This window comes from Fretibacter rubidus (assembly GCF_041429785.1).
GTDB classification, from domain to species: domain Bacteria; phylum Pseudomonadota; class Alphaproteobacteria; order Caulobacterales; family Maricaulaceae; genus Fretibacter; species Fretibacter rubidus.
Window position 1 is genome coordinate 599372 of record NZ_CP163423.1, and the last position, 24068, is coordinate 623439.

Genomic DNA, 24068 nt, shown 5'->3' on the forward strand with positions numbered 1-24068 from the left:
TTGGCAGATATTGGCTCATGAAAGAAAATTACAGATGAAAATCCAGTTCAGTCCCATGTGACGTTCCGCTGGTGGCCTTAATGGCGTCAAGCTGGGAGAGATGGACCGCACCAGTGAGCTGGCTTAGTAAATGAGACTTCTCTAGTCGATCCATCACCGGCCCCTTTACTTCGGAGAGATGAAACTTGATGTTCGCCGTTGCGAGCCGTTCATTGATAGCCTCAAGGCTTTCCAGCGCACTGAAGTCGACATCATTGACAGCTGAGCACATCAGAATGACATGCTCGATTTCGGGCTTATTATAGATTAGATCGTAGATAGCATCTTCCATATAGCGGGCATTGGCAAAATAGAGCGACTTATCAATGCGCAACGTCAAGACTTTCGGGTTCGTAATTACATTATGGCGCGCAATATTCCTGAAGTGTTCCGTATCACGAACTTGACCGACAATGGCAAAATGAGGCCGCGATGATCTATAGAGAAAAAGCGCAATTGAGAGCACAACACCTGATAGCACGCCCGCCTCAACGCCGACAGTCAGTGTAACGATGATCGTCGCGATCATAGCGGCGAAATCTGCCTTTGAATAAGCCCAAGCTTGGCGAATATCCGCAATATTGACGAGGGATAACACCGCCACAATGATTGTTGCGGCCAGCGTCGCGATAGGTAGGAAATATAAAAGCGGTGTGAGGAATAGGGTCGCGAGTGCAATTCCAATAGCGGTCATCGCACCTGCCGCCGGCGTCTCGGCCCCGGCATCAAAATTGACGGCTGAGCGCGCAAACCCGCCTGTGACGGGATAGCCGCCAGAAAATGCCCCAGCAACATTCGCTGCACCAAGCCCGATAAGTTCCTGATCTGGATCTATCCGCTGACGCCGTTTAGCCGCCAATGTTTGCGCCACCGATATCGACTCAACGAAACCAATAACGGCTATGATAAGTGATGAGGCGAGCAGACTGCGCCATAGTTCCAAATCAAATTCAGGAACACTAAGAGATGGCAAGCCTTTCGGGATATTACCGACGATGTTTACGCCCCTATCGGCAAGGCCCAGCGAGGCAACCACGATAATCGCGATGACCACAGCAATGACAGGTCCAATTTTTGTTCCGATTGAGGCCAAGCGATCTGATAAGCCAACTTTCATTAGAAGCGGCTTCATTCCTCGACGCACCCAAAATAAAAACGCGGTTGAAACAACGCCGATAATCAGCGTTGGAAAGTTTGTTTGTGGCAAACTCGTAACAAGAGCATGCAGCATCTCAATGAGGTTATGGCCGGATGCGGAGACTCCCAGTATATGTTTCAACTGGCTAACGGCTATCAAAAGTCCCGAAGCCGTGATGAAACCGGAAATGACGGGATGGCTCAGAAAATTGGCAATGAAGCCGAGTCTAAACAACCCCATGACCAAGAGCATCAAACCTGAAATCAGGGCCAGCAGCAGCGCCACCGCAATATATTCCGGCGTCCCTTGTGCGGCGATCTTTCCCGCCGCCACAGCCGTCATGAGTGAGATGACGGCCACAGGCCCGACTGCCATGGCGCGACTTGTCCCGAAGATCGCATAAGCGACTAAGGGCAGGATGCTCGCATACAGTCCGACCTGCGGTGGCAATCCCGCCAAAAGTGCATAGGCCAAGGATTGCGGGATCAACATGATGGTCACAATGACGGCGGCAATCCCGTCATTCACGAATGTCTCGCCCTTATAGCGGCGACCCCAGTCTATGATCGGTAGATATTTTGCGAGCTTAAAGGCCATGCCTTAGAGCGTGTAGCCCGCTTGCTGGCCGATTCTGCTTATCTCTTCAGGTGACAAAGCGTCAGGGTTGGCCCTTGCCCAGAGATTAGCCGAGCGCGTGCCCGTCCGACAAAATGCCAAGATCGGCCGATGGGCCTGAGCATAGATAGTCGTAAAGTCTTCTACATTCTTAGGCGTCATTTGCCCTGAGATTACAGGCAGGTCTAAATACGCAATGCCTGCATTTTTCGCATGCGCCGCTAAAGTTTTCGAACGTGGTTGGAATGGCACTTCGCGGTCAGGGCGATTATTGATGATCGTCTTGAATCCCATCTCGGCAATCTTTGACATATCCCGATGGGAGATTTGTTCAGAAACAGACAGGGACTCCGTGAGACGTTTTATGTTCATCACAGCCCCCTTAAATACGGTTGATTGGAATTTTGAGATAATGCTGACCATCATCTTCAGCGGGCGGCATGTTTCCGGCGCGCATATTGATCTGGATTGATGGCAGGATGAGTTTGGGCAAACCGAGCGTCTTATCCCTCGCATTGCGCATCGCGACAAATTCCGCCTCGCTCACGCCGCCGCCAACATGAATGTTAAATTGTTTCTGCTCGCCAATAGTGGTCTCCCACATATAATGGTCGCGGCCTTTCGGTTTGTAATCGTGACACAGAAAGACGCGCGTTTCATCCGGCAGCGCAAAGAGCTTTTGAATAGAGCGATAGAGCGTCGCCGCATCCCCGCCCGGAAAATCACATCGCGCTGTACCGTAATCTGGCATGAACAATGTATCGCCGACGAATACGGCGTCTCCAATCAGATAGCTATTACATGCGGGTGTGTGACCGGGCGTGAAAATCACCTCTACCGCCATAGCTCCAATGTGAAACATCTCGCCATCTTTGAAGAGTTTATCAAATTGGCTGCCGTCCTTTTTAAACGTGTCGCCGGCATTGAAGATGCCGCCAAAGACTTTCTGAATATCCGGGATATGCTCCCCAATCGCAATCTTACCGCCCAATGCATCTCGCAGATAAGGCGCCGCTGATAGGTGATCGGCGTGAGCATGCGTTTCTAAAATCCAATCGCAGGTCAAATCATTGTTTTGAATATAGGAGATGACGGCGTCGGCGGAGTCTGTCCAGGTTCTACCGGCACTAGAATCATAATCCAGAACGGAATCGATGATTGCGCAATGTTTACCTTTGTGCTCACTGACCACATAGGAGACGGTATTTGTGCGTTCGTCAAAAAAGCTTTTAACAATAGGGGTCACGACAGTTGCCCTTCCTTCATCATGACATCACAAAGCATATCCACGATTGCACGAATACGATCATCCTTGAGATGATAAATAATGGACTTGGATTTTCTTCGCGTGCCCAAAATATTGCGCCTTCGAAGTTTCGATAGCTCTCGCGAAAGACGTGGTTGTGTGATGTTGAGCTTGGCCTCTATCTCTCCTACGGACAACTCGCCTTCCCGCAATTGACAACAAATCATCAGGCGCTCGGGATGGGCCAAGGCTTTCATTAGCCGTGTGGCCTCTTCGGCCTTTGGCATCATATCAAGGGACGTCATCGCCATAGGGTTTCCTTTGCAATCGACATATAACACTTTACAAAAACGTCAAGTGTTATATGGGAGACAAGTTCACTCAGAAAAAGGCTCTGCGATGGAAAACTTCACACCCCTCTCCGCACTGATAGGCGGCGCATTGATCGGGCTTTCCGCCGTGATATTGATGGTCTTCAACGGACGCATTGCTGGCATAAGCGGAGTCTTTTCAGGCGTAGCCTTCGCCGAAAGGGGCGACAAATTGTGGCGCTTGCTTTTCGTGTTAGGACTCATCGCGGCTCCTATTCTGTATCAGTTTGCGACTCATCAACCCTCCGCATTTGAGTTGTCTGCCAGTCTGCCATTCGTGGTCATTGGCGGTCTTCTGGTTGGGTTTGGCACGCGCCTAGGCTCGGGCTGTACGAGCGGTCATGGCGTATGCGGTCTCTCCCGCCTCTCGCCCCGCTCAATGGTTTCAGTCCTTCTCTTTATGGGCGCGGGAATGTTGACCGTGACGGTCGCCAGAACAGCTATTGGAGGCTAAAATGTTGCGACATTTTACTGCTCTGATGGCGGGTCTGATTTTTGGTTTGGGCTTGGTTATTTCCCAGATGGTTAACCCTGCAAAAGTTATCGCGTTTCTGGATATATTCGGAAACTGGGACCCATCACTGGCTTTTGTTATGGGCGGCGCACTGATTGTGACGGCTATTGGCTACCGCTTGGCATGGCGAAAGAGTAAGCCACTTGCCGCGCCGAAGTTTCAAATTCCCGGAAACCGAAAAATCGACATTAAACTCGCCATTGGGGCCGTTCTATTCGGCGTTGGTTGGGGCCTCGTCGGCCTCTGTCCCGGCCCTGCGATCGCTGCGCTCTTGATTGGTGGAACGCCAATTATCGTGTTCTTAGGAGCAATGATTACGGGAATGATGTTGTATGAGGGTGCGAACAGACTGAACATTAAACAGCCTTAATACGTTACGCGCTAAAGTAAGAAGCCATTAAATCCCCAAACCGGACTTAAGCTCGGTGTCTTACTTGCGGCGATTTTAAGACGTTCACTCAAGAAACATGATCGCTTTAATGAAGTAGGTTTGGCGAAAGGTTTGCTCAACCCCCATTATTCAGGAAGCCATCAATCTTGGTTGAAAGTTCCTCATGATGACCGAGCAATAAATGCCCGCCTGTATCTAATGGCAGGAGCTGTGAGTTTTCTACACGGGACGCGATGTCTTCACTGACTTCAAAGAGGTTAAGTCGATCATCACGCGCATGAATGACGAGGACTGGCGCACGAATGGCTTCCAGATTATAGGTCGCATTAGGGTCAACCGCGACGACTTCATTGCCGACGCCTTTGGCTCTCCTTGATGCAGGCAGGAAAGTATCGATAAGTTTGTGGATGAAAACCTGTTCGGAAGTGGATAAACCCGTCCGGAGGTCGCGGCGTGCATCAAAAGCCTCCTCTAAGCGGCTACGTGCTAGTTTGGTAAGGCACCAATAAATAAAATCGTTTTCAAGTAGCGCTGAGTATACCCATGTGGGAATAGGGCGGTCTTCGATATCGGGACTAAACGGCGTGAAGGGGGCTGGTGACAATAAAACCATGTGATCGATATTGTTTGGAAAGAGTTCAGCGAACTTAAGTGCGGGCGGTACACCGCCAGACATAGCGAGGATACTAACCCGCTCTATGCCAAGTTCGTCGAGAAGATCCATGAAGGCTTCGGCTTGCGCGGCAGTCGAAGGATTTTCTGGCATCGCACTCCCAAGATAACCAAAACGGGAAACAGAAATCCAATTGTAACCCTCTAAACCCATAGCTTCGACCAGTAGTCGTCCCTGGTCAAACCCACCGCCCGCTCCATGAATAACGAGGACAGGCTCTCCAATGCCCCAACGTTGGTATTCAATCTGCCCATGACGTGTTTTGGCGAAGGCATGCACCGCTTCAAGCGCAACAACTCGTTGGTGCGTATCACGCAGCGCCATCACAGTGACGATAAGGCCTCCAACAATTAGTAGGCCCGCAATTAAAAATAGCCCTCTCAATAATCCCATGATTTCCTAAAGCCCTGAAATTGAGGTAAACTTGGAATAATTATTACTTCAAAAAACTCGACCTTTTTGACCGCCATCAAGTACCAACGGCTTATTCAGTGGGTTTATTGCCAATGAGAAATCGTGGCAAGATCCCCAGAGCTGACATTAGAAAAATAAAGACTATAAGTATTGAAGCTCGTTTTATCTTTCAGTCTCCTCAATTTCCGAGGAATTCGCATCAGCCTCCATAAGTTCATTGAGTATTCCCGACAACAAGGTTTGAAATGAAGTAGGAACAGGTAGCTTGTACCGGCGAAAGGCAACAAGAGGTATTGTCCATAACATCGCCTGAACTGCGGATAAGTTCTGAAATCCATCTTCATGCTTAAGTATGCTGTTTAAGTTTGTGATGAATTCGACGGAGGTTTCATCGTCAGGCATATCTGTCATTGCACGCCCATGAACTTCGGAATTGGTCCAAAGGAGGTCTTCGCTTGCCTCATTTGGAAACCAGAGTTGTGTCGTAGTATGGGGCAAACTTTCCCTCAAAAACTTTTGAAGAGATTGGAGGTTCATGTCATTTCCCTGACGTCCAAACTCAACCAACAATGCAGCATAAAGCACATTAGCGTTCGTGAATTTTTCTCGCAGCGCTTTATCTCCGCGAACGCGGTTGGCAAGGTCTGAGTACACTGGAGTTGCCATCGGGTAGTTCCCATCCGTTTCATACGCGAACTTACAGGCGGCAAACATTTGTTGAGACCATGAGGTTATTGTGTTTTCCCAGCCAGCAGCCGTTAAAAAGGAAAGCGCTAATGATATTTCCGTATTTTGATAATCTGACACTGGCGAGTAAAATACAGGATTATTTTTGATCATTGCATCGATGATATTAGCAATATCACGGATTTCTTGTATCTCCACTTCAGAACCATAATCGGCTCCGGCCTTCATCCGACGGTATTGCTCTTGTAATCGCCAATGCCCCAATATTGCCACGCGACCTAACAGGTCAAACATCTTAAGATTGACATCAACGGATGCGGCACTTGGAATCTGAGAAGCAAGACCGTCGATAATATAAGCTGAAGGCACTATATAAGTTTCAACGAAACGACTTAAGATATTTAGATGCATATTTGCCACTGATACTGCGGCGGCTATAGCTGTATTGGCTGATTTGGATTTCACGCCCAGAGCAGTTCGGGCTATATCCCATGCATATAGTAGAGCCACTTCACTAGCTCGGTAAGCACCTTCTAAATTTTCAGCATTCCTTGCCCAAACAAAAATACTGAATAATGCTAAGTTAATCTGTCTTAGGGCTGTAATTTGATTTTTTCGTTTACTTAGATCTTTATTGGCGAGAGCGTGACACAAGTTTTCCATGTGTCGTTCGCAGACCTCAGCTTCGTCAACAAATGCGATCGCTTTTCTTAATTGTGAGCGCAATTCATTCGAGAAAACGCTTTCTCTTAAAACGCCAGACATAACAATATCAGCTAAATGATCACCATTCCATTCCTGAAAACTAATATCTTTGTGCTGGCTTTCGATAGTTGCTGTTAGGCCAGACAAGTTCTGCCGGACAGCTTCTTGAACATGACCCCCGCAGCATACGACGATGACCTTATTGGTATTCCTCAGACCGGGAGGGAGATGAGTTGGGATATATACATCCACTATATCATTAATTGACTGCCTTACGGCTTGCGGTCCTGAATCCCAATCAGACCGGCCAATATCACCGGACTTGATTGTAATCAGATATGTGAGCTTTTTAGTTTTATCATTTGGGTCTAAACCCGTTGCCAGTACATCAACACCATATTGTCGAGTTCCGCGCCCCGGACGCGAAATTACCTTCATGCCGATTTCACTTAGAATATCAGGTAAAAGCTTCTCTAAGTCTGCTCTCTCACCCAGAGAAGCAATGTATTCACGCATCAACTGTTTCATTGCTCTAGATCGTCCTCCCTAACAGAGTGAGGCGTTGATACTGATAGTAAGTTGGACAGAGGACCGACATCATGGGAACGGTTAATGAATGAGAGATAGAACTCATTGGCATAACTTGTCTCTGTGGGTTTTCGTCATCCCCTCTAAATACCGAGAATACAGTTTCAGACCCATGAAGTATATTCTTTGTAGTAAAGATGTCGGCAAAGATTGAATTCTCATTTGCGCCTTGGCGAACTTGTCGCGATTCCTCCAAACGTAAAGACATCTGGACTAACCTTTGTTCAACTTCGACAGCAAAAGCTTTTTGTGTCTTTAGGTTTGATAGTCGATCAACGAAGGGCTTTGCGTATTTGCGCAGAGCTTTTTCTGCTGATTGAGATAAATTTTTATCTTTGCCTGCTTGTAGCATTAAGTCGTAATCCCCCGGGAAGTTTCGAAGCCAAAATTCCGTAAAATCTGAGATTAATTGTGTTAGCTCGTCATCATCGAGGGCCCGATTAAACACTGCGCATGCAACGGATAACACTAATCCACGTTCAAACATGCTGTGCCCCATAGCTTTCGAGAGTAATACCGAACGCACATTCGGATCATCGAGAAGTGGATTGTCGGAGAAAATAAGAATAGAATTGTCTAGCCGGTCGACCAGATCAATTGATTGTCGCGATACGCTAGTATCGGAATTTAAAAGCAGTAGAACTAAAAGTTCAGCTAATTCCGACTGATAGTCTGCTAAAAGCTGGCTCCTAAACCATGAGAGCTCTTTATGGCTTAGCTTGAATTCGCTGCTTGCCAACATGAGGGTGGCTGCCCTCACTTTGTGAAACTCAAGACTAACCTTTTTCTGCCCTAACCACATCCCAATGCGATCCAAACACCCCAATTCATCAGTAGTGATTTCCGACATCGTTTTGATAACTTCAAATATCACCCAATCAGAGTAATATGCTTCATGCCGCCATAGCTCTTCATATAAACGATAACGAACTTCGGGGTGATTCAAATGCAAAACATGTAGAATTTTAGTTTCATGCTTTTTAGCTAGGCTCTCATGTTTACGGCGGCATAAGCGTAAAAAAGCATGAGCGAGTAAATCCTTTTCGCTAAAATTCGGCTCCACTTCCAATGCCAGAAGTTTACTCATCCAGAGGACCGCCTGCTGCTGAGACAACTTTATATTTGCGATTGCAAGAATGGCTGCACGTTTAACATCAACATTATCATGATCAACAAGAGGTAATGAAGTTACGAAAGCAAGCTCGTTGCTCGAATTCACGAGGCCGTTCAAAGTTGCAAGTAATAAAGCTTTGTCTGAGGGCGTTTTTATTGAATGCTGGATGAAATTCTCTGCTTCATTGAGTCTATTTTGTATCAATTTCTCCCAAGCTCCATAGATAGCACCTACGGTCATATCTCTGCCGCTCGTCACGGCGAAATTCTCCGCAATCCGCGCTAGCTCGAAAATATTTGCAATTGATCGAGGTATCCAACTTGCAACTATTTCTTGAACTTGAAAAAATCCGTTCTGTGAACTATTGATGAAAGGATTAGTTATGAATTCAGATGCAACATCCAATCCCGCTTTTTCCAATTGAATGAGAGCAGAAACAACTTGGTCTTTGTCTTCCCAAGAAACCCCAGAAACCCATTGGATAAGCGACCCTTGCATTAGTGCAATTCTTGCCTGTGGTAAAAGACGAACAACAAGCTCAGTACAGCTAGATACATTGGTCTGAGGGTTCATTATTTATCGCCCTTCTTCGATCAATGCCTTGAGGCTTGCAGTCTCATTTTGAATTATCTTAATTTCGTTTTGAAACTCCATATAGAATTCAAAAGCTTTGCCAACCAAATCAAGGCTCATATCAAGATATCGCCTACGGTTTGTTAGCCCATGGTTCGTTTTAGTTAAGTAAATCAATCCAGCGCCACCTGCGGCTATACCGCCAATTATGAGCGCTTTTCTGGGAACCTTTTTTATCAAATCATACGAGGTTTTAGCAGCTTCGCCCACTACATTAGTGGTAACTATCGTTCCTAGCTTACCGGCCGTCCGAATTTGGATTTCTGAATTTAAAAGGCGCGCCATGTGCTGCATTTGTCTCAGAACATCTTCCTTGAAAGTACTGACGTGATATTTTTTGAATCCTTTGTCCCAGCTCAGGATGCCTAAGGCATTAATGTCCCGAGCAAGTCTAGCATAAGGTTCATCTTTGGTATCAACTCCTTCTGGTAAGTTGTTAGCTTCCGGCTTGTCATACCCAGAAGGTATTATTATTTCTTCAAGAAGGGATTCTGCTAATCGTTCAAGTATTCTAGGAGATACCCCTTCACTCTTGTACAAGCTTGGCAGTGTGGATGTTATCAGCTCTGTTTCTATCCACTTTGGGGCGTATATCTCTCCAACGCCAGACCTATGAACTTCTTGAATAAAAGTGGGGTTTCCTACCGCTGATATATATCTGCGAATTTCATTGCGCATGACACAGGCATCAATAACAATTTTATAATTTGGTATGGAAGTCTTTTGCGCAGAAGGAAAACCTAAAGAATTCTCGTATGAAAAACCTTCTCTCAAACGAGAAGCATCTTCATTTAATAGTTTCTCCAGCAAGCTGGAAGCGAACGTGTTAGAATTACTCTGCATGATTCGAATGAGTGCATCATTCACAAGTTTTAGCAAGTCTTCCGACCACTAAGATCAAAGTTTCGATCTCCGCTTTGCCGGCTAAGACTTAGTCACAACCAGCCCTAAACGCTCCGCGGAATATTTAGGCTGACGGAAGCCAGAAGTTTTCCCAGCAAGTTGAAGGCAGTTGTTTAAAACAGATGGGGGTGAGGCGAATTTATGAGTTACACTCGGCGATTGCTTGAGCGCCATTCTTCATCAAGCTTTTTCATTAAATCATCGACCAAGCATCAGAGAAGCTTGCATCTTCGCTTGAAGGCTCAAAGCCAGCAATCGGGCGCGCCACCTTAATCTTAGTCGCTAATGGTAATGCGTCACCGAACATAACCATTTGCCCTCTAGCTAATCCAGGTATTTGGGCTGTTGCGTATCTACTGGCTTGTTCTGAACCGGAACTTACTACCGCTTGATCTCTTTCATTTGTAAGCCTGAAAACCGCCCAGGTCCCACATTGCGCGAGAACGGTGGGAGACACTTCTGAAGGACGTTGAGTGCTAATCAACATTGATACCTGAAATTTCCGACCCTCTCGCGCCAGTCTTTCATATGCAAGAGTGTGAAGGCCAGTATCAACATCACCTGGAATTTGACGAAGATAATGATGTGCTTCTTCAAGCACTAATAAAGTAGGGTAGCTCTCTCCAGCGCCACGTCTAAAAAGCTCTTCTGCATATAATTCAAGAAGTGAACCTAAAATATATGGCGTGAGATCTCCTGGTAAATTCTTTATCCCGACGATGTGAACATTCCATTCTGAATTGCCTGAAGGGCCAAAATTTTGTCAACCAAACTACGCGTTTCATTTCCATAGTTGAGAGTGCCTGGTGGGTTAAGTAAGCCACTTGGCCCAATCCCAATAATTTCGTTAAATCGTGAATCTCTGATAAGACGATTTATTCGTTGAAGCATCGGAGCAACATTCCCGTAGTCCCACGCTGAGCGCTCCATTACTCCACGCCCGTTTCTTTTTAGAGCAGCCCACTCTGCAGCCAAATGAACAAGCGCGGACATGTGTGGCCACTGTTGGGCTGGATTGGCCGTTAAATTCTTCAAGCTTTCGATGGCAGCGTGTGCTGCATCAGCATTTCCAGGCCGACCGTCACCAAACATACAGTTATGGGCTTGACCAATAAGGCGAGAGCCGTTTGCGTCTCCCTCAACAAAACGAAGCTTATCTACCGCAAAGTTTAATGCGGGCCTTTGAGTTTTCTCGCTCGGTAGAATAAGGCGACTTAATCCCGCAAGTCCTAGTGAATAGTATGGGATCCTGAAATGCTCTCGAGTATCATCAGTCCTATTTGTTCCAAGAACAGTTTCCTTCAATGTTACTTGTGGGAGGCCTCGAAACGCGCTGCCATATTCATCGTGAATATCAAAAATTACTATGCGAGCGTTGGGGCCGGCTTTCAGGAGTTTTTGCAAGATGCTAGCGACAAAATGAGTTTTTCCCTGTCCCGATGCTCCAAGTACAGCGAAGTGCCTCGTGAGTAGCGCGTCCATTCCTATGCTAATAGGTACATTAGACGCAGACACTGAATCTCCTATCAACACATCCTCACATGCAGAATCCATGGACTTTGGAGCCAATACCACTGATAATTCTGAGGAAGTAAGACCCACAACTTGAGCCCCAAGCGCAGGAAGCTTGGATCGGTCAGGATGGAAAACCATGTCTTCTCCTCTCTTGACAATTCGTCCAATCGTGACCGCCTCCAGCACCCGAACGGGCTCCAGTTCGGCCCTTCTTCCTAGCGCAAATGCCGAGTCAAACATTTGGATGGCTTCAATTCTGGCGATGAGTAGAGATGAACCTCCTTCTATACCTATTAAATCCCCGGGTTGGCCTATTGTCGAAATTCCATCGGCATGCGCCACAACTGAGCCACGAGCATAATCTTGAAGCCGCACTGAAACTTTTGTTGTACTTACCTCTGTGACAGTTCCTAGCGATGGTCGCTTCATGACGCACGATCATCTTGTTGAAGTTGCTCAGCCAAGGCTCGACCAAGTTTTCGTGCGCGGGCCGCTGGGTCATCGAGCACAGTAGGGTCAGGAAGGTGCGTTGCTAGTTTATCGAAATAGGCTTCGCTTCCTCCCCCCAAGACAGTAACCTGCGGAAGCTTCAGGCTTAATAGTCTCGAAACTGCGGAATTAAGCGGGCGTTCGCTAATAGGAGATCCATTTCCGTCAAAACTGATAATTTCCGGAAGATATATTATTAGTTGAAGTGTGGGATTGTTTAGAGCGGACAATAACACTCGATTCAGATGATGATCACCGAACCCATAACCGTTCACTATCAAACAAACATTTGGCCGAGAAAGAAAATGAGTTAAACGCCGTATCATTTCTCCATACACAAACCCCACAGTATCAACAAACTTTGCTGATGATGGGTAAATCAGCACGCTTGGAGAATCGTCAGTTGCACCGTCTGCGAAGCTAAATAATTTATTGCAGACGGCTGATATTTGCAAGGCTCGTACATTTCCATCGTCGGTTGCTTCCCATGAAAGAGAGCCATGCATCTTAGCCAGATATATTTCATATGTGCCGAATTGGGCTTCACCACGCGCTTCGGTATTGCGAAGGCCTAAATCAAAAGATGATGGTGAGAATTCCCTATTATGGAATCCTCGGAAGCCATCCCGTACATTAAGGGAAGCGTTTTCAGCAGACAGTTCAATAGCCATATCATAATTTGTGGTGAAGACCCAAGGAGATGGTTGCCCAGGCTGTCTTGTGTAAACAAGGCGAGTTAACATCTTAACATGGGCCTGAAGAGCCTCAGCTGAGGCAGCGCTTTCAGGATTGGAAAGCCATGATCTTTCTAAAAGGGACGCCCTAAGGACTGCTCTCAAAACTGATGTCTTTAAGTTTTTCAGCTCTTCGAGCGTAGGGGCTCCTATTTGAGCGACCTGACCTCGAATCAGTGAACGACGTTTTGCGTCCATTACAGCCACAGTAAGTTGATCTAGGAGGGTTTCTACATTTGGAACAACTCCAGGCAACAAGTTGATGAAACCTAACTCTGTTAAGCGTGTTACGGCGTCAGGGTTCCCAGTAGAAAAGTCGCCCCAAAGGCCTGCCATTGTTTTACCACCGCAGCCTAAAGAGGCGCCTGCGCCGAGCATAACACCAACATGTTCCAGCATAACGGCTTGGGAAAGATGCGCTGTAAAAGCCTCAATATCCCAAACAGTGTCGCCTCTTCGTGCTATGCTCACATTTTCTCCTGATCAATTCTCGCGGGGGTCGTTTTGTGGACAATAAAGTTTTTCAAACACGGTATTAGATTGCCCCAGCAAATAGTTTCATCGCTGTAGGACGTAGATTAAGTTTATCTAACAATGCAACCATAAGAATTAGTATCGCATGGAGCGATTCTTGGCAACGTGTAACAAGCTTTGTAGGGCTGTATTTACGACACTCGGGATGTCGGCTATGCCCCCATTTGAGAAGCACGGGCGTCATTTCATAACACTATGATGCACCCAGCCGTTATTTGTCAGCACCAGATCATCATCTTTGGCGATACTATCACTAGAAACTCTTTCAGATAGCCATGCAAATTGATTAGTTAGTGCCGGATCGCTCGCCCATGGGGCAACATCAACAAGTCTATATAGATATTGAACATTGCTGACCTTGGCGCCCATCGTTTCGGCTGGTTCTGTGAAGTTGACGATCTCAACCACCTGCGGCGTACCATAGCAAAGTTGACGAGCACCTGTGCTGAAAGCCCCTTTTTCAAGTTCAACAGGACGTAAGAATGTCTTGCCCTGGTCCGAAAATTTATAGCCCACCCAGTCGGCTTTCCCGGTAACTTTCCCGCTGAAGTTTTTAGTGTCCTTTTGATAGGTGACCGCTTCCAAGAGCCCTAAACTGGCGAGGCCATTATAGAATGGAGCTTGGTTATCTTGAACAGTGCCATCTGTTCGGAACTCTTGGATAATCCCGTCTGCGTTCGGCTTACTTCCAATTTTGACGCATTGTTTCATCTGCGCGTAGTAAGCATTCAAAGCCTTTTCAAAATTGACTTTATTTGGAGCTTTCGGGTCTTCGCCACAGGCCGATAGTATCGCGGCCCCTGATAATAGCAAAATTGCTTTGATTGAATTAGTCACAGTCTTCCTCCGTCTATGAAATGCTTTGTCCTCTGGTCTTTGTGAGTGTCCATGAAATCGTCTGACCTTTCATCACGCCAGAAATAGATTTGCCCAAATTCCTATCCATGGTCTCGCGCCAAGGCACGAGCGTAAATTCTTTGGACTTTTCGATAACGGCATACTTTCCGCTCGGCCTCTGAATGGCCTCGCGGTATATCCCTGAAATACGTCCGGATTCAGGCGCGGCTTTGTAAGGCTTGCCAAGTTGTTCGCTGAGCGCCTTACCCGCCGCATCAAGATCCTTTTTTTCAAGCGTATCGAGCGTGCTTTGCGTCACCCCTGATGACTTCTGAATAAGCTTTTGTGAGAGCAGGAACTTCTGGCGTTGTGCCTTTAGCGTTTCGACCTCTTGCCCAAATCCTGACGCCTCGCATTCGGCATCACTCTTCATCAACTCAGTATCAAGCCCTGTCTTGCCCATCGTCTGCGTAAGCTCCGCCAGCGGCGCGCGAGACCGAATATCTAATTTAACAGGGTTTCCGAAACTGCGTGATGTCTCATATTGCACGGCGCGTTTGAGGTAATCCCTCGGAACCTTCCACGACCCGTCTGAATTTCGCTCGGCGTGACCGGCACGACGCATAGCTTCTAACCGCCGCACATGAGCTTTAATGAATTCTTCCCTAGCGCTGGGGTCACTCATCTCGTGAAAGGATGGACTATATATGCCGCCGCGTTTAGAGGCGATGTCAGCAATAGTCCTATCTGATGCCTTAGGCGCATAGGTTTGCGGTCCTGCGGTCACGACCATACCGCGCTCTATTTGCGCGACATTCGCTTCTCTCCCTGTCTCAACAAAGAGAGCCTCGCCGTGCATCGTATCAAGGACGATATAGCTTCGGTCATTCACATCATCGAGCACGCCTTTTTCAATGACTTTGCCGGTGATGGGGCGAGCTAACTTTTCCGCCGGATCATATATCGGCTCGCTATCAAGGCTGCGGTCAAGCTTGGCGCGGGTCATGACGCGATGATAGGCTTTGAGAATATCGCCGCGATCACCCATGCGGCGAAGCGTGCGTTCAAAATTGTCATCAAGTCGCCATTTGCCGAACCCCACCTTCTCGGCAAGGCCCAGCAAGCTTAAATATTTCACGCGCCATTTTTCAAAACGCCGTGACCAGTCCGACCCATCCAGCGGCAATTTAGACAAATCAACGATTTGGCTTTGCGCCTTCGCCAGTAAGTCCCGGTCAATCGATGTGAAACGGTCATGCCTCACGGACAACGCCAGTTTTTTCGCGACATCAATTTGGGTTGTTGGCCCAAGCTCTAAGGTCGCGATATGTTCAGCCGCCTCTCTCATGCCGTGGGAGATATAGTCTCTCGGAATAATGAGCGTTGAGCCTCTATCCGTTACGCCGCGGATAACGACATGGCTGTGCGGGTTAGCGGTGTCATAATGATTGGCCGCGACCCAATCGAGCTTGGTGCCTAGGTCGCGCTCCATCTGGGCCATGACGTTTCGGGTGTAGCTGCGTAGGTCACCCAATTCTTTTCCGTCTTCGGGCGAAACGATCACGCGGAACTGATGCCTGTCATCCATGCCCCGCTCGTGAAACTCCTCGCCGTCAATCATCACCTCATCACGGCTATAGAGCAGACCCGTCTCGCCCTCGCGGGCGGCACTATCCCTTTGAATGTAGTCTAAGTGATGGCGCTGCGCATCTTTGCCATAAGCGCCCATCTTCACGAGATGCACTTTGACGATGACGCGACGCGAAAAATACTGCTCCGTAACAGCACCCTTTTTAACGCGCCCGCCCGATGAACGCGACGAGCGTTGCGCTGCCCGCCGCACTTGTCCCGCAAAGCTTACAAAGCGCCCTGTACCGTTGGGCGATAATATTCTTCCCAGCCGAACGTTGAATTGATTATCGCCGCTCATGGCCAAAGCTCCGAAACTCTCACAAAATCCGCAATATCAGTCCACGTCCCGGCCTTCTTCTCAGGTTCTATGGGGGAGTGCGCCGAATCCACGTCCCGGCCCAAACCCCTCGCGTCCCGCGAAAAAAGATGTGCAGACAATGGCTTAGGCCATTTTGGGCCGCGCCCTTTATCTTGCCCTCTTAAATTCACCCCTCAGACCCCGCTAAATCAGGCTTTTCCGATGATTTAAGATTCTAAAATCTTCTAAGTATTGAACCACGCCTAGAATATTTTCAGAACTCACAGGGCCAAAATATCGACTATCAAACCCCGTCTGCACATCGGGGGACATCAACAGATATTCATCCGATTTCAGGACAATACAGCCCGACTTTTGAGGCATTTCGCGTCCCAAAACATCCTGCCCCAGCACGGGAATATCAGGACGTTTTGGGACGCTAACCGATTGAGTATTGTAACAGACCTCATCCCCATGGACGGCCCAGACCGTCTTTATGAGAGGGTAATCATAGGGCAGATAACCCCGCTCATCGGCTAATTGGCGCGCCCATTCCGGAGCATAAGCCGCTACCTGCGCGCCCAAAACTACAGGTTCATTCGGTCTCAAACGATACCATCCGACCTGCGCGCTATAGCTGGGATTATAAAATACAATAGGCTTTGGCGGGAAGATAATCTGCCCTGCCGTTCCAATAACAGCGAGGGTCATCACGCCCGCAATAATGGCCTTAAACAACATCGCGCGCCTCCAAAGGCGAGGACTGGGGCAGTAGCCCGTTGAGAGATTGCCGCGTCGAGAGGTCATTCTGAAAAGAAATCCAATAAGCGTCTGGCAGTGTCTCAATGGGCGCAGATAGAATGTCTTGGACATCATCAAATGCGCTTAAAGCCCGCTTCACAGCTTGCGTTCCGTTAAAAGCCGCCAGCACTTTGACAGCGGGCGAGACACCCGGCACGCGGGTCAGTAGGCCTGTATTTTGTGTTTTCAAAACAAAGAAACGCCAGTCCTGCGTTCCATATTCATTAGCGCGCCAGCGAATATAGCCCAGTGTTTCGCCTGGCTTAAAGCAAGCCAATTCACGATATTTATCAAGTTTGATGGTCTTGTGAGGTGTCCCAAACCTTAGCCTGTGATTGAGCAGGCCTCTCACAAAATGGCATTGAATGACGGTAAAGCCGGTCACATCTTTGCCGCTGTGATTGTCGACCATTCTCGTAAGTCATCGCGGTGATAACAGATCGAGCCGCCATGTTTGCGATAGACGGGCCCCGTTTTATTAGACCGATAATTCGCGAGCGTGCGCTCATCCAGCCTCAAGAAAACGGCGGCCTCGTCCGGCAATAGAAAAGGACTTGGCACATCATCCAGTAGTATTTTTCGTCTCGGTATATTTTGTCTTTTTAAACTCTGTCCCATGTCAATCTCACTTCATTCATCACGTCTGCGCTTGACCGCGCATGTTAATGCAACGAATCAAGACACAACTTTGAAGCGTTAACGAGTCACGTTTTTAGGACGTTCAAAAAACGATACGGGGGCTAAATGGTCTTTTTAGGCAATAGGCTTTGGTAGTCTTGAGCGACCATTCGCTCTCCAAATTTGCACGCCCGAATGGCCCGGGCCTTCAAGAAACCACCGCTTGAATCCCAGTTCTGCTGCACATTTCTGGCACCAAACAGAGCAAGGCCAACATCTTTATATGAGCCGCCATTGGCCCGAATATCATATGCGACAAGCGCATTTCTCATCTTGGTGAACGCCTTTTGACGCCCCAATAATTTGAAATTTTCAGACCCGTTTCGGCTGAGTGATGTTAGCTGTCGAAGCGCATCAATACGACGTCTTGCGCCTTTTCCGCCGTCAATGAGCACAGAAAAGGGCTGATCTTCGCCTTCAATCTCATCGGGTTTTCCTGAAATTTGAAGCCAGAATTCAGCTGATTTAATCACACTGATACGCGTTCCATCAGCTTTGACATAATGTTGTTTATGGCAATCAAAATTGGAAAGTTTAAATGATTTTCCATCCTTATCATGGTCCAATTCATCGTGATATTGAACAGACAACGCGCCCGGAAACGCATCCTGACGCCAAATAACGAGGGCATCTAAACCATTTGAACTGGGCGACTCAAAACACTCTAAACCCCAGCGGTGAGCTTGTTTATCAACGTCCATTTCATAGCGGATTGATCTTTGTTCGGATGTATTGTCATATATATCTGACGACAGAATGCTCTCAAAATCACGGGCATAGGCAATGTTGCGCCGTAAATAATCCCACGCAAATCCTGCATAAGTCTCGGATGCAGGCCCGATTATCTCGGTCAGCCCTGTCATATTATATATACTACCGAGCGACCCATTCGGTTTCAATTCCAAATTGTGACCGTAGAAATACCCGCATCAGCGTGAGCTGATGCGGGTCGGGGCGCGACTGATTTAGTCGTCTTGCGGGTTCCAGAGGATCGCAAATTCATCCGCCTCTTTGCCATAAGCCTGACCGAGATTGGCGTAAACTTTACGCGGGCCGAGGGTCGGATGGGCGAAGGTGAGCGAGATATATTCTTTCCCGCTGACTTCGCCTGTCTTGAACCAGCCGCCGCCAAGTTCCTGACCGCGACTATCAACAATCCGAAAGTCGGGTTGTTTGTCGGTCTCTTTATTGTCATTTGCGACAATGTTGATGCGGTTTGCGCCGCCGAGGTTCAGGGTGCCTTGAAAGTTACCCACTTCAGTTTTCGTTACATATCCAAGTGCTTGTGCCATGGTTTCAGTCTCCAAATTATGTCAGCGAAATCTCGGGAGCCAATCTCCCTGCTGACAAGAACCGCCCGCTCAAGTTCTGATTTGCAGAGGTGCGAAGCATCCCGGAACGCAGTGGAGATAGGCCAAAGGGGCGCTCTTTTGTTTCGCGATGAATGTGTGATTTCCTTCAAATCACAGAGAAGAAAAGAGTGACGCTTAGTGAAACGGTGGCCTATTCGGCATAGCAGGTTTTGTGCAGGTTATTTTGACATCAGCAGGGAATTTGGCTTCCCCTATCATTTTGTTGATATGGTTTGGAGACGCGTGGGATCATGGTGCAAGCATTTGGATATGCCCTGACTAAACATGACTGGGGTCATTTGAGAGGCATCTTTACGCCTTGGCGGCCTTACTTGCCCCATCAACATTGCCGCCATGATGACAATGAAGAGAGCGGCAAACAGCCCTTACACTTGAGGTCTGTTGATAGTCTCGTTCAGGAACTTGGCACGCTTGGCGGCTGTTTTAAGACCCGCGAAGTCTGCCTTGAAAGACTCTATCTCGCCAGCCTTCGTTCATCTGGCCCTTGGCCCATTGTAAAGTTTCATTCTAATCTTGATCAGGCTTTCGGCAAAGAGGCCCTATGAATTTGCCCCTCTGGAACTTGCAAGACGACTAATCCCACCGCGCCCTGACCCGTCTCGGCTCATGCTGATGGGCGGTATTTTTAGGGGCGCAATTTACCCCTCTTCAAAGCAAAGCCCCCGCGATTTCGCGGGGGCTTTCATCTTAGCTTGGCTCAAGCTCATGCGGGTTTGAACATTTTATCAATGCGCCGCGCCCGTTCTGCGGGGGCACATCCGTTGACCGCCTTATAGGGTTTTGCAGGGAAAGCGGCCCATCTCGGGAGCCAGTCAGGGCTTGCGTCCTCCACCCCATGCCCCGCCATACGGTTCTTGATAATTTGCTTTTGTTGCTTCGCCGTGTCCGTCACCGCGCCATCGGCGCAGGATTTTCCCGCAATGTCTTTGACCATTAAATTAATGGTCGGCTTGTCCCGCAAGATGTCAAAAAACGCATCGTCGGGCGACCAGTAATCTCCAAAGTCTGGCTTGGTCAGAATGCCAATGGCTTCAACTTCACTGCTATCCACGGCCAAAGTTTCGCAAAGGCAGAAGGCCTGAATGCGCAGGACATCTGCGTCCTCAAGCGTGAGAAGCCGCGCAAATATCTCGCAGACATCATAGGGACTATGGTGACGGTAGTAGATTTGCGGATGCTCCATCGACAGCCCAAGCAGGTCGCAGACCGCTTTGCGTTCTTCAGCCAGTATGGCTTCGGCCTTACTGCCTTCCACACTGGCTTGGGTTTCGGGCTTTCGGCTGCGGGGGCTTATCCCATCAATCTTCCACTTCCGCGCCCCGCATATCATATGCGCGACTGACAGACGCAAAGCCAAGTCTGCCCGCTTTATCAACTCGGCTCGTGCAATACTGTGGCGGTGCAAGTTCATATAATCGGCCATCGGCCCTGACATTTCAGGCTTGCTCGTTTTGGATGCCTTCGCCCCCTCACTCTGCCCATTTGATAAGGCACGGCGTATGGTCTGCGCTTCTTTGTCCGTGATATACCCCTCATGGAATAGCACTTCGCCGTTATCGCGCGTCTCAATATAAACTCTGCCGCCTTGGTCTTTGGGGTGTCGGACATAGCTATAGGTCGGAAAGTAATGACCCCGCTCTCCTAAGATTACCTCTTTCCATCCGTCGGCTTTATAGGTCTCAACCTCTTTGGCGATAGCGGCATTTTGGGCTTCCCAAAAATGCTCCACGTCCGCAAATTGGCCATGCTCTCCAAACAAATCCGTCAGAATTGTGCCTGTATATTCAGTCACATTAAATAAGGCGACTTCTGTGGTAATCACGCCGCCGCCTGTCAGCCATGCTTTAAGCTGATGCGTTCCTGTCGGGCAGTAATCGTCTGAATTGAACAACTCAAGCCATGCGGCTTGCTGTTCTTCTGTCGCCATTGTCAGAACGCGGATGCTTGCCGCGTCTATCTGCTGATTGGTGTAGGCTTCTTTTACCTCTGGAATCAGCGCGCCCAAAGCCAAGCGGCGTTTTACAGAATTAGCCGTAATCCCAAAAACGGCGGCAATGTCGTCTACGCTTTGGCCTTTCTTCGCGAGGGCAGAGAACGCTTCATATTGCTCCATTTCCGTGGGCGCTAATCGAGCCACGTTTTCAATAATGCTTGTTTCAATCGCGAGTGCATCGTCTTTCGCGTCCATGACGCAACACGGCACATCGGGAATTTCAACACCCTCTGCCGCGATAGAAGAAAGACAAAAATAACGGCGGCGTCCTGCAACAATGCCGTATTTCGGTTTCTTGGCTGTGCCGCCCTCACGGCGCACGATTAAAGGCTGACGGATGCCGCGTTCTTTGACGCTCGGCAGAATATCGTCAATCTCTGGGGCCGTTTCGCTGTGGCGCATATTCAGCTTTGAGATATGCAATTGAGAGAACGGGATGAATTTTAAGTCGAAAGGTTTGCTCATGGGAGCCTCCTATTTGTGAGTTGAAATGAGGTCTAACAAGTCAATTTGCGCACGGCCGACCTCGTCGAATAAGCCGTGGTCACATGGTTTTTGCTCTGCATTTGGGTTGCGTTTGGGAGTCATGGGGTGAGAGGTTCGGGCGGTCAGTTTTTCGCCCAAAGTGACGGGGCGAACCCCGTCAATCAGGCTCTGCTCTCCAACGTCAGTCAACTCGTATGTGCGCAGCGCAGTCACGCGACTGCCTCGTTTTCACAGAGAATGGCACATTGTCGTTTGCGTTCGGCTTTCGCTGTCTCAAGCGCTTCGGGTAGCAACTCATTTGCGACTTCTGACAGGTAGGCGTTATCGCTGTCGGGATAATTCGCCTCTATGCCCCATAGGCTTGCGGCGTGGTCATCTAGGGTAATCCCATCAATCGCAACGGATAGAATGACGCCGCAATAATACCACTCGTCATTCTTCCACGCGGCCATGACCGCTTCGGCCTTGGCTTGGGCTTTGTTAAAGCGATCTCGCCATCCATTTCCCGCGCCGATGAACCCCGCGTCATTCGGGTAAAGGCTCGGCCAAAATCCGTCTTGGCGCTCGTCTGGCGCGTCTGGTGTGTCGTCGTGGCTAATACGGGCCGTGATGGTGTAGCCATCAACCTCGCATGTGATGCTGTCGCCCTCACAGACAAAGTCGTCAAATTTCTTTGTAAAGGTCATGCAACCCTCCGCATCTCAAACCCTGCTTTGTCGCAAAGGGTCTGCAAATGTGCGGCGTCTTGAGCGTCTAGGTCGTCGCCCATCTGCGTGTAAATTGTGCCTTGTCGCAAAGCGTTGTGCCGCTTCACGACATGGCTCCACCGATACGGGCCGCGCCCATCCTCGCGGGGTTTCACTTGATAACGGGCCATCTTAATGCGCCCAAAAAATATGAATGGAGCCGCTGACCTCAAAGGTCAGAAAGTCGCCAGATTGTTCATAATCATGCGCCATCGCTTTATAATTGATATAAGGCGCGAGGCGTTCGGGAATTGTCTCACCGCTTTGCTCGGTTAGTTCTTCGGCGTAAGCCTCTAGGCTGTCATATTCGCCCGCATATTCATCAAAGCGGGCTTTGGCGTCCTCGATATTGCCGCCGTAATAGTTGAGCACCTGCGCCCCTAATGCGCCGCGCTCTCGGATAAAGTCTGCAAGCTCTACGACATTCTCAAAACTGAAATACTCGCCAACCTCTGCCCCTTCAAAGCCCTCATAGTCGTAAATCGCCCATTCTTCAGCCTCCTCAATGGGTGACCTGAACAGCATCGCTTGAACCGCTTCCCAAATACTGGCCTCGTCAGTGACCTTTATCCATTCGCCGTGCAGATGGCCGTTATTGTAAGCGGCAAGGCAAGCGACATAGATGCGAATGGGGTCAGGGTCTGGCGTTCTCGCCGTCTCGCGGTTTGGCGGGGGGAGTCGTGGCGGCTCGTGGTCAAAAGGGGTTTGGCTCTCGGCTTGGCAAAAGGTCATCGGTCTGGTCTCCAATGCCGCCCCCAAAACGGGCGCGCCCCGCGCCCCCATTGACGAAAGAATGGGACGCGGCACGTTCCCCCCGCAGGGGGGCGGGGGGAAGCGGCAAGAGGCCAGTCCAGCGAGGGGCAATAAGGCGCGCCGCAAGGTTTTTGGTATGAGCATGTAAATAGACTTAGACGACTATGGCCAAAGGCCTTGCGGCGGGACTGCCCGTCGCCAGATTGGCCGACCGCTTCCCGCCGTCCCCCGAGGAGGGAACAAACAAAAAAAGCCGGCCCGTTAAGGGCCGACTGTCTGAATTAGTCGATATGTGATTTTAGTCTAAACTGATGATCAACTAATCATCCTCAAGGAAAAGAGCTAAGTCATGCGGTATAGGCATCGGTTTTAAAGCAGACACATTAGCCCCGCCCGTATTGCCCACTGGCACCCAACCAAAAAGGCTAGCGGGGAAAACTGCTATCATTCTAATTATCTGACCGAAAATTTCGCGGATGTCTTTGCGGCCAAAGCCAATTTTTAGCATCCACCAATGGGTTTCGAGATGAGTTTTGAAATGACGTTGTCCAAGAATATGGGCCCTTTCCAAATGATAGAAAGATTGATTTAGATTTCGTGCCGCATAGGCCTCACTCATCGCTCTCATTTCATTTTCGAAAGCTTTACGTAGTTTAGGTTTCATAATTAGAGATTTACCCACGCTGAGTTAAATAACGCCTACAACTAGCTTAGTATTGAAAAATTGCAAAACGTAAGCGAGCGACCCCTAAAGCGAAGCGACCGGGAAGCGCGAGCGTATCAGGCGCCAAGCGGCCCTTGGCTCACCCCTGCGGCGAAGCTCAAAGGCTGCGCAGCCCGCTACCTGTCGCCGCTTAGAGCGCGGGCAGAGCCAGCCCCGGCCAAGGGTCGGGATGGTCTGACCGTGATCTGCTTTGTGGCTTTCGTAGAAAGTCACTAAGCAAGCGTGTGACGGGTTGCGGAATTGTCCGCGGCCAAGCGGACGCCTGAAATTGACCCGCGACAGCGGGATGCGTCAGGGATGAAAGCCGAACGGCCAAGACCGCAAAGCGGGCTTGGTTCACGCCAGCCCGACCCGAAGCGTCAGCGAAGGGAGACGCCCAATTTAGTCTCTAAAAAAAGCTTCCAAAAATCACCCAACCCCAAAACCCATAAAACATAAGCGCAA

At 48.9% G+C, this 24068-nt stretch carries 25 protein-coding genes; 3 read left to right on the forward strand and 22 right to left on the reverse strand.

Going from position 1 to position 24068, the window contains the following annotated elements:
* Window positions 1-28: 28 nt before the first annotated feature.
* From AB6B37_RS02845 to AB6B37_RS02860, 4 genes are read right to left on the reverse strand one after another with little or no spacing between them, the layout of a single operon-like run.
* Window positions 29-1774 carry a SulP family inorganic anion transporter gene (locus AB6B37_RS02845; RefSeq protein ID WP_371397393.1) on the reverse strand — a complete coding sequence of 582 codons (1746 nt, stop codon included), beginning with the start codon at window positions 1772-1774 and terminating at the stop codon, window positions 29-31.
* Window positions 1775-1777: 3 nt separating this feature from the next.
* Window positions 1778-2164: a TIGR01244 family sulfur transferase gene (locus AB6B37_RS02850; protein WP_371397394.1), complete on the reverse strand. Its 387-nt coding sequence runs from the start codon at window positions 2162-2164 to the stop codon at window positions 1778-1780.
* Window positions 2165-2174: 10 nt separating this feature from the next.
* Window positions 2175-3038 carry an MBL fold metallo-hydrolase gene (locus AB6B37_RS02855; protein ID WP_371397395.1) on the reverse strand — a complete coding sequence of 288 codons (864 nt, stop codon included), beginning with the start codon at window positions 3036-3038 and terminating at the stop codon, window positions 2175-2177.
* Window positions 3035-3349 carry a metalloregulator ArsR/SmtB family transcription factor gene (locus AB6B37_RS02860; RefSeq protein WP_371397396.1) on the reverse strand — a complete coding sequence of 105 codons (315 nt, stop codon included), beginning with the start codon at window positions 3347-3349 and terminating at the stop codon, window positions 3035-3037. Before AB6B37_RS02860 ends, AB6B37_RS02855 begins: the two co-directional genes overlap by 4 nt.
* A gap of 88 nt (window positions 3350-3437) precedes the next feature.
* Between AB6B37_RS02860 and AB6B37_RS02865 the strand changes: the two genes are divergently transcribed.
* Both AB6B37_RS02865 and AB6B37_RS02870 read left to right on the forward strand, forming a co-directional pair.
* Complete coding sequence (locus AB6B37_RS02865) at window positions 3438-3863, forward strand: YeeE/YedE family protein (protein WP_371397397.1); 426 nt, start codon at window positions 3438-3440, stop codon at window positions 3861-3863.
* Between the two features lies 1 nt (window position 3864).
* On the forward strand, window positions 3865-4293 hold the full coding sequence (locus AB6B37_RS02870) for a DUF6691 family protein (RefSeq protein ID WP_371397398.1): 429 nt from the start codon (window positions 3865-3867) through the stop codon (window positions 4291-4293).
* Between the two features lie 136 nt (window positions 4294-4429).
* Here AB6B37_RS02870 and AB6B37_RS02875 read toward each other — a convergent pair whose 3' ends face one another.
* From AB6B37_RS02875 to AB6B37_RS02935, 13 genes are all read right to left on the reverse strand, one after another.
* Window positions 4430-5380, reverse strand: a complete 951-nt coding sequence (locus tag AB6B37_RS02875) for an alpha/beta fold hydrolase (protein ID WP_371397399.1) — start codon at window positions 5378-5380, stop codon at window positions 4430-4432.
* A 183-nt stretch (window positions 5381-5563) separates the two neighbouring features.
* Window positions 5564-7321 (reverse strand): hypothetical protein, encoded by a 1758-nt coding sequence (locus tag AB6B37_RS02880; protein ID WP_371397400.1) that lies wholly within the window; start codon window positions 7319-7321, stop codon window positions 5564-5566.
* 4 nt (window positions 7322-7325) lie between these two features.
* Window positions 7326-9068: a hypothetical protein gene (locus tag AB6B37_RS02885; RefSeq protein ID WP_371397401.1), complete on the reverse strand. Its 1743-nt coding sequence runs from the start codon at window positions 9066-9068 to the stop codon at window positions 7326-7328.
* A gap of 3 nt (window positions 9069-9071) precedes the next feature.
* A complete protein-coding gene (locus tag AB6B37_RS02890) occupies window positions 9072-9995 on the reverse strand; it encodes a hypothetical protein (protein ID WP_371397402.1) in 924 nt (307 codons plus the stop codon).
* A gap of 744 nt (window positions 9996-10739) precedes the next feature.
* The gene (locus tag AB6B37_RS02895) at window positions 10740-11975 is read right to left on the reverse strand and encodes an ATP-binding protein (RefSeq protein WP_371397403.1); all 1236 of its coding nucleotides are present in this window, start codon (window positions 11973-11975) and stop codon (window positions 10740-10742) included.
* Window positions 11972-13240: a hypothetical protein gene (locus AB6B37_RS02900; RefSeq protein ID WP_371397404.1), complete on the reverse strand. Its 1269-nt coding sequence runs from the start codon at window positions 13238-13240 to the stop codon at window positions 11972-11974. The genes AB6B37_RS02895 and AB6B37_RS02900 overlap by 4 nt, the downstream gene beginning before the upstream one ends.
* Window positions 13241-13483: 243 nt before the next feature.
* Window positions 13484-14140, reverse strand: a complete 657-nt coding sequence (locus tag AB6B37_RS02905) for a hypothetical protein (protein WP_371397405.1) — start codon at window positions 14138-14140, stop codon at window positions 13484-13486.
* 13 nt (window positions 14141-14153) lie between these two features.
* Window positions 14154-16070 (reverse strand): DUF3363 domain-containing protein, encoded by a 1917-nt coding sequence (locus AB6B37_RS02910; protein WP_371397406.1) that lies wholly within the window; start codon window positions 16068-16070, stop codon window positions 14154-14156.
* Between the two features lie 204 nt (window positions 16071-16274).
* Complete coding sequence (locus tag AB6B37_RS02915; protein ID WP_371397407.1) at window positions 16275-16811, reverse strand: S26 family signal peptidase; 537 nt, start codon at window positions 16809-16811, stop codon at window positions 16275-16277.
* The gene (locus AB6B37_RS02920; protein ID WP_371397408.1) at window positions 16801-17283 is read right to left on the reverse strand and encodes a DUF2840 domain-containing protein; all 483 of its coding nucleotides are present in this window, start codon (window positions 17281-17283) and stop codon (window positions 16801-16803) included. The genes AB6B37_RS02915 and AB6B37_RS02920 overlap by 11 nt, the downstream gene beginning before the upstream one ends.
* Window positions 17253-17489: a helix-turn-helix domain-containing protein gene (locus AB6B37_RS02925; RefSeq protein WP_371397409.1), complete on the reverse strand. Its 237-nt coding sequence runs from the start codon at window positions 17487-17489 to the stop codon at window positions 17253-17255. The genes AB6B37_RS02920 and AB6B37_RS02925 overlap by 31 nt, the downstream gene beginning before the upstream one ends.
* Before the next feature lie 122 nt (window positions 17490-17611).
* A complete protein-coding gene (locus tag AB6B37_RS02930) occupies window positions 17612-18412 on the reverse strand; it encodes a DNA -binding domain-containing protein (RefSeq protein WP_371398400.1) in 801 nt (266 codons plus the stop codon).
* Between the two features lie 102 nt (window positions 18413-18514).
* The gene (locus AB6B37_RS02935) at window positions 18515-18841 is read right to left on the reverse strand and encodes a DUF736 domain-containing protein (protein WP_371397410.1); all 327 of its coding nucleotides are present in this window, start codon (window positions 18839-18841) and stop codon (window positions 18515-18517) included.
* Between the two features lie 311 nt (window positions 18842-19152).
* On the opposite strand from AB6B37_RS02935, the gene AB6B37_RS02940 reads away from it, so the two are divergent.
* Entirely contained in the window at window positions 19153-19467 is a 315-nt protein-coding gene (locus AB6B37_RS02940) for a hypothetical protein (RefSeq protein ID WP_371397411.1), read from the forward strand.
* A 158-nt stretch (window positions 19468-19625) separates the two neighbouring features.
* On the opposite strand, the gene AB6B37_RS02945 is transcribed toward AB6B37_RS02940, so the two are convergent.
* The 5 genes from AB6B37_RS02945 to AB6B37_RS02965 all read right to left on the reverse strand — a co-directional run bounded on the left by AB6B37_RS02945 (window position 19626) and on the right by AB6B37_RS02965 (window position 23564).
* Window positions 19626-21380 carry a ParB/RepB/Spo0J family partition protein gene (locus AB6B37_RS02945; protein ID WP_371397412.1) on the reverse strand — a complete coding sequence of 585 codons (1755 nt, stop codon included), beginning with the start codon at window positions 21378-21380 and terminating at the stop codon, window positions 19626-19628.
* 9 nt (window positions 21381-21389) lie between these two features.
* Complete coding sequence (locus AB6B37_RS02950; protein ID WP_371397413.1) at window positions 21390-21614, reverse strand: hypothetical protein; 225 nt, start codon at window positions 21612-21614, stop codon at window positions 21390-21392.
* Window positions 21611-22087, reverse strand: a complete 477-nt coding sequence (locus AB6B37_RS02955; protein ID WP_371397414.1) for a hypothetical protein — start codon at window positions 22085-22087, stop codon at window positions 21611-21613. Before AB6B37_RS02955 ends, AB6B37_RS02950 begins: the two co-directional genes overlap by 4 nt.
* A 192-nt stretch (window positions 22088-22279) precedes the next feature.
* Window positions 22280-22894, reverse strand: a complete 615-nt coding sequence (locus tag AB6B37_RS02960) for an antirestriction protein ArdA (RefSeq protein WP_371397415.1) — start codon at window positions 22892-22894, stop codon at window positions 22280-22282.
* A 325-nt stretch (window positions 22895-23219) separates the two neighbouring features.
* The gene (locus tag AB6B37_RS02965; RefSeq protein ID WP_371397416.1) at window positions 23220-23564 is read right to left on the reverse strand and encodes a DUF3703 domain-containing protein; all 345 of its coding nucleotides are present in this window, start codon (window positions 23562-23564) and stop codon (window positions 23220-23222) included.
* Between the last annotated feature and the right edge of the window lie 504 nt (window positions 23565-24068).

Bases quoted from the DNA above. Each gene is read 5' to 3' on its own strand.
- AB6B37_RS02920 (WP_371397408.1), bottom strand. From the start codon at position 17,283: ATGGTCGACAATCACAGCGGCAAAGATGTGACCGGCTTTACCGTCATT.
- AB6B37_RS02870 (WP_371397398.1), top strand. From the start codon at position 3,865: ATGTTGCGACATTTTACTGCTCTGATGGCGGGTCTGATTTTTGGTTTG.
- AB6B37_RS02915 (WP_371397407.1), bottom strand. From the start codon at position 16,811: ATGTTGTTTAAGGCCATTATTGCGGGCGTGATGACCCTCGCTGTTATT.
- AB6B37_RS02845 (WP_371397393.1), bottom strand. From the start codon at position 1,774: ATGGCCTTTAAGCTCGCAAAATATCTACCGATCATAGACTGGGGTCGC.
- AB6B37_RS02885 (WP_371397401.1), bottom strand. From the start codon at position 9,068: ATGAACCCTCAGACCAATGTATCTAGCTGTACTGAGCTTGTTGTTCGT.
- AB6B37_RS02895 (WP_371397403.1), bottom strand. From the start codon at position 11,975: ATGAAGCGACCATCGCTAGGAACTGTCACAGAGGTAAGTACAACAAAA.
- AB6B37_RS02965 (WP_371397416.1), bottom strand. From the start codon at position 23,564: ATGAAACCTAAACTACGTAAAGCTTTCGAAAATGAAATGAGAGCGATG.
- AB6B37_RS02945 (WP_371397412.1), bottom strand. From the start codon at position 21,380: ATGAGCAAACCTTTCGACTTAAAATTCATCCCGTTCTCTCAATTGCAT.
- AB6B37_RS02935 (WP_371397410.1), bottom strand. From the start codon at position 18,841: ATGGCACAAGCACTTGGATATGTAACGAAAACTGAAGTGGGTAACTTT.
- AB6B37_RS02880 (WP_371397400.1), bottom strand. From the start codon at position 7,321: ATGAAACAGTTGATGCGTGAATACATTGCTTCTCTGGGTGAGAGAGCA.
- AB6B37_RS02930 (WP_371398400.1), bottom strand. From the start codon at position 18,412: ATGACAGGGCTGACCGAGATAATCGGGCCTGCATCCGAGACTTATGCA.
- AB6B37_RS02850 (WP_371397394.1), bottom strand. From the start codon at position 2,164: ATGAACATAAAACGTCTCACGGAGTCCCTGTCTGTTTCTGAACAAATC.
- AB6B37_RS02860 (WP_371397396.1), bottom strand. From the start codon at position 3,349: ATGGCGATGACGTCCCTTGATATGATGCCAAAGGCCGAAGAGGCCACA.
- AB6B37_RS02865 (WP_371397397.1), top strand. From the start codon at position 3,438: ATGGAAAACTTCACACCCCTCTCCGCACTGATAGGCGGCGCATTGATC.
- AB6B37_RS02940 (WP_371397411.1), top strand. From the start codon at position 19,153: ATGGTGCAAGCATTTGGATATGCCCTGACTAAACATGACTGGGGTCAT.
- AB6B37_RS02910 (WP_371397406.1), bottom strand. From the start codon at position 16,070: ATGAGCGGCGATAATCAATTCAACGTTCGGCTGGGAAGAATATTATCG.
- AB6B37_RS02875 (WP_371397399.1), bottom strand. From the start codon at position 5,380: ATGGGATTATTGAGAGGGCTATTTTTAATTGCGGGCCTACTAATTGTT.
- AB6B37_RS02925 (WP_371397409.1), bottom strand. From the start codon at position 17,489: ATGGGACAGAGTTTAAAAAGACAAAATATACCGAGACGAAAAATACTA.
- AB6B37_RS02955 (WP_371397414.1), bottom strand. From the start codon at position 22,087: ATGACCTTTACAAAGAAATTTGACGACTTTGTCTGTGAGGGCGACAGC.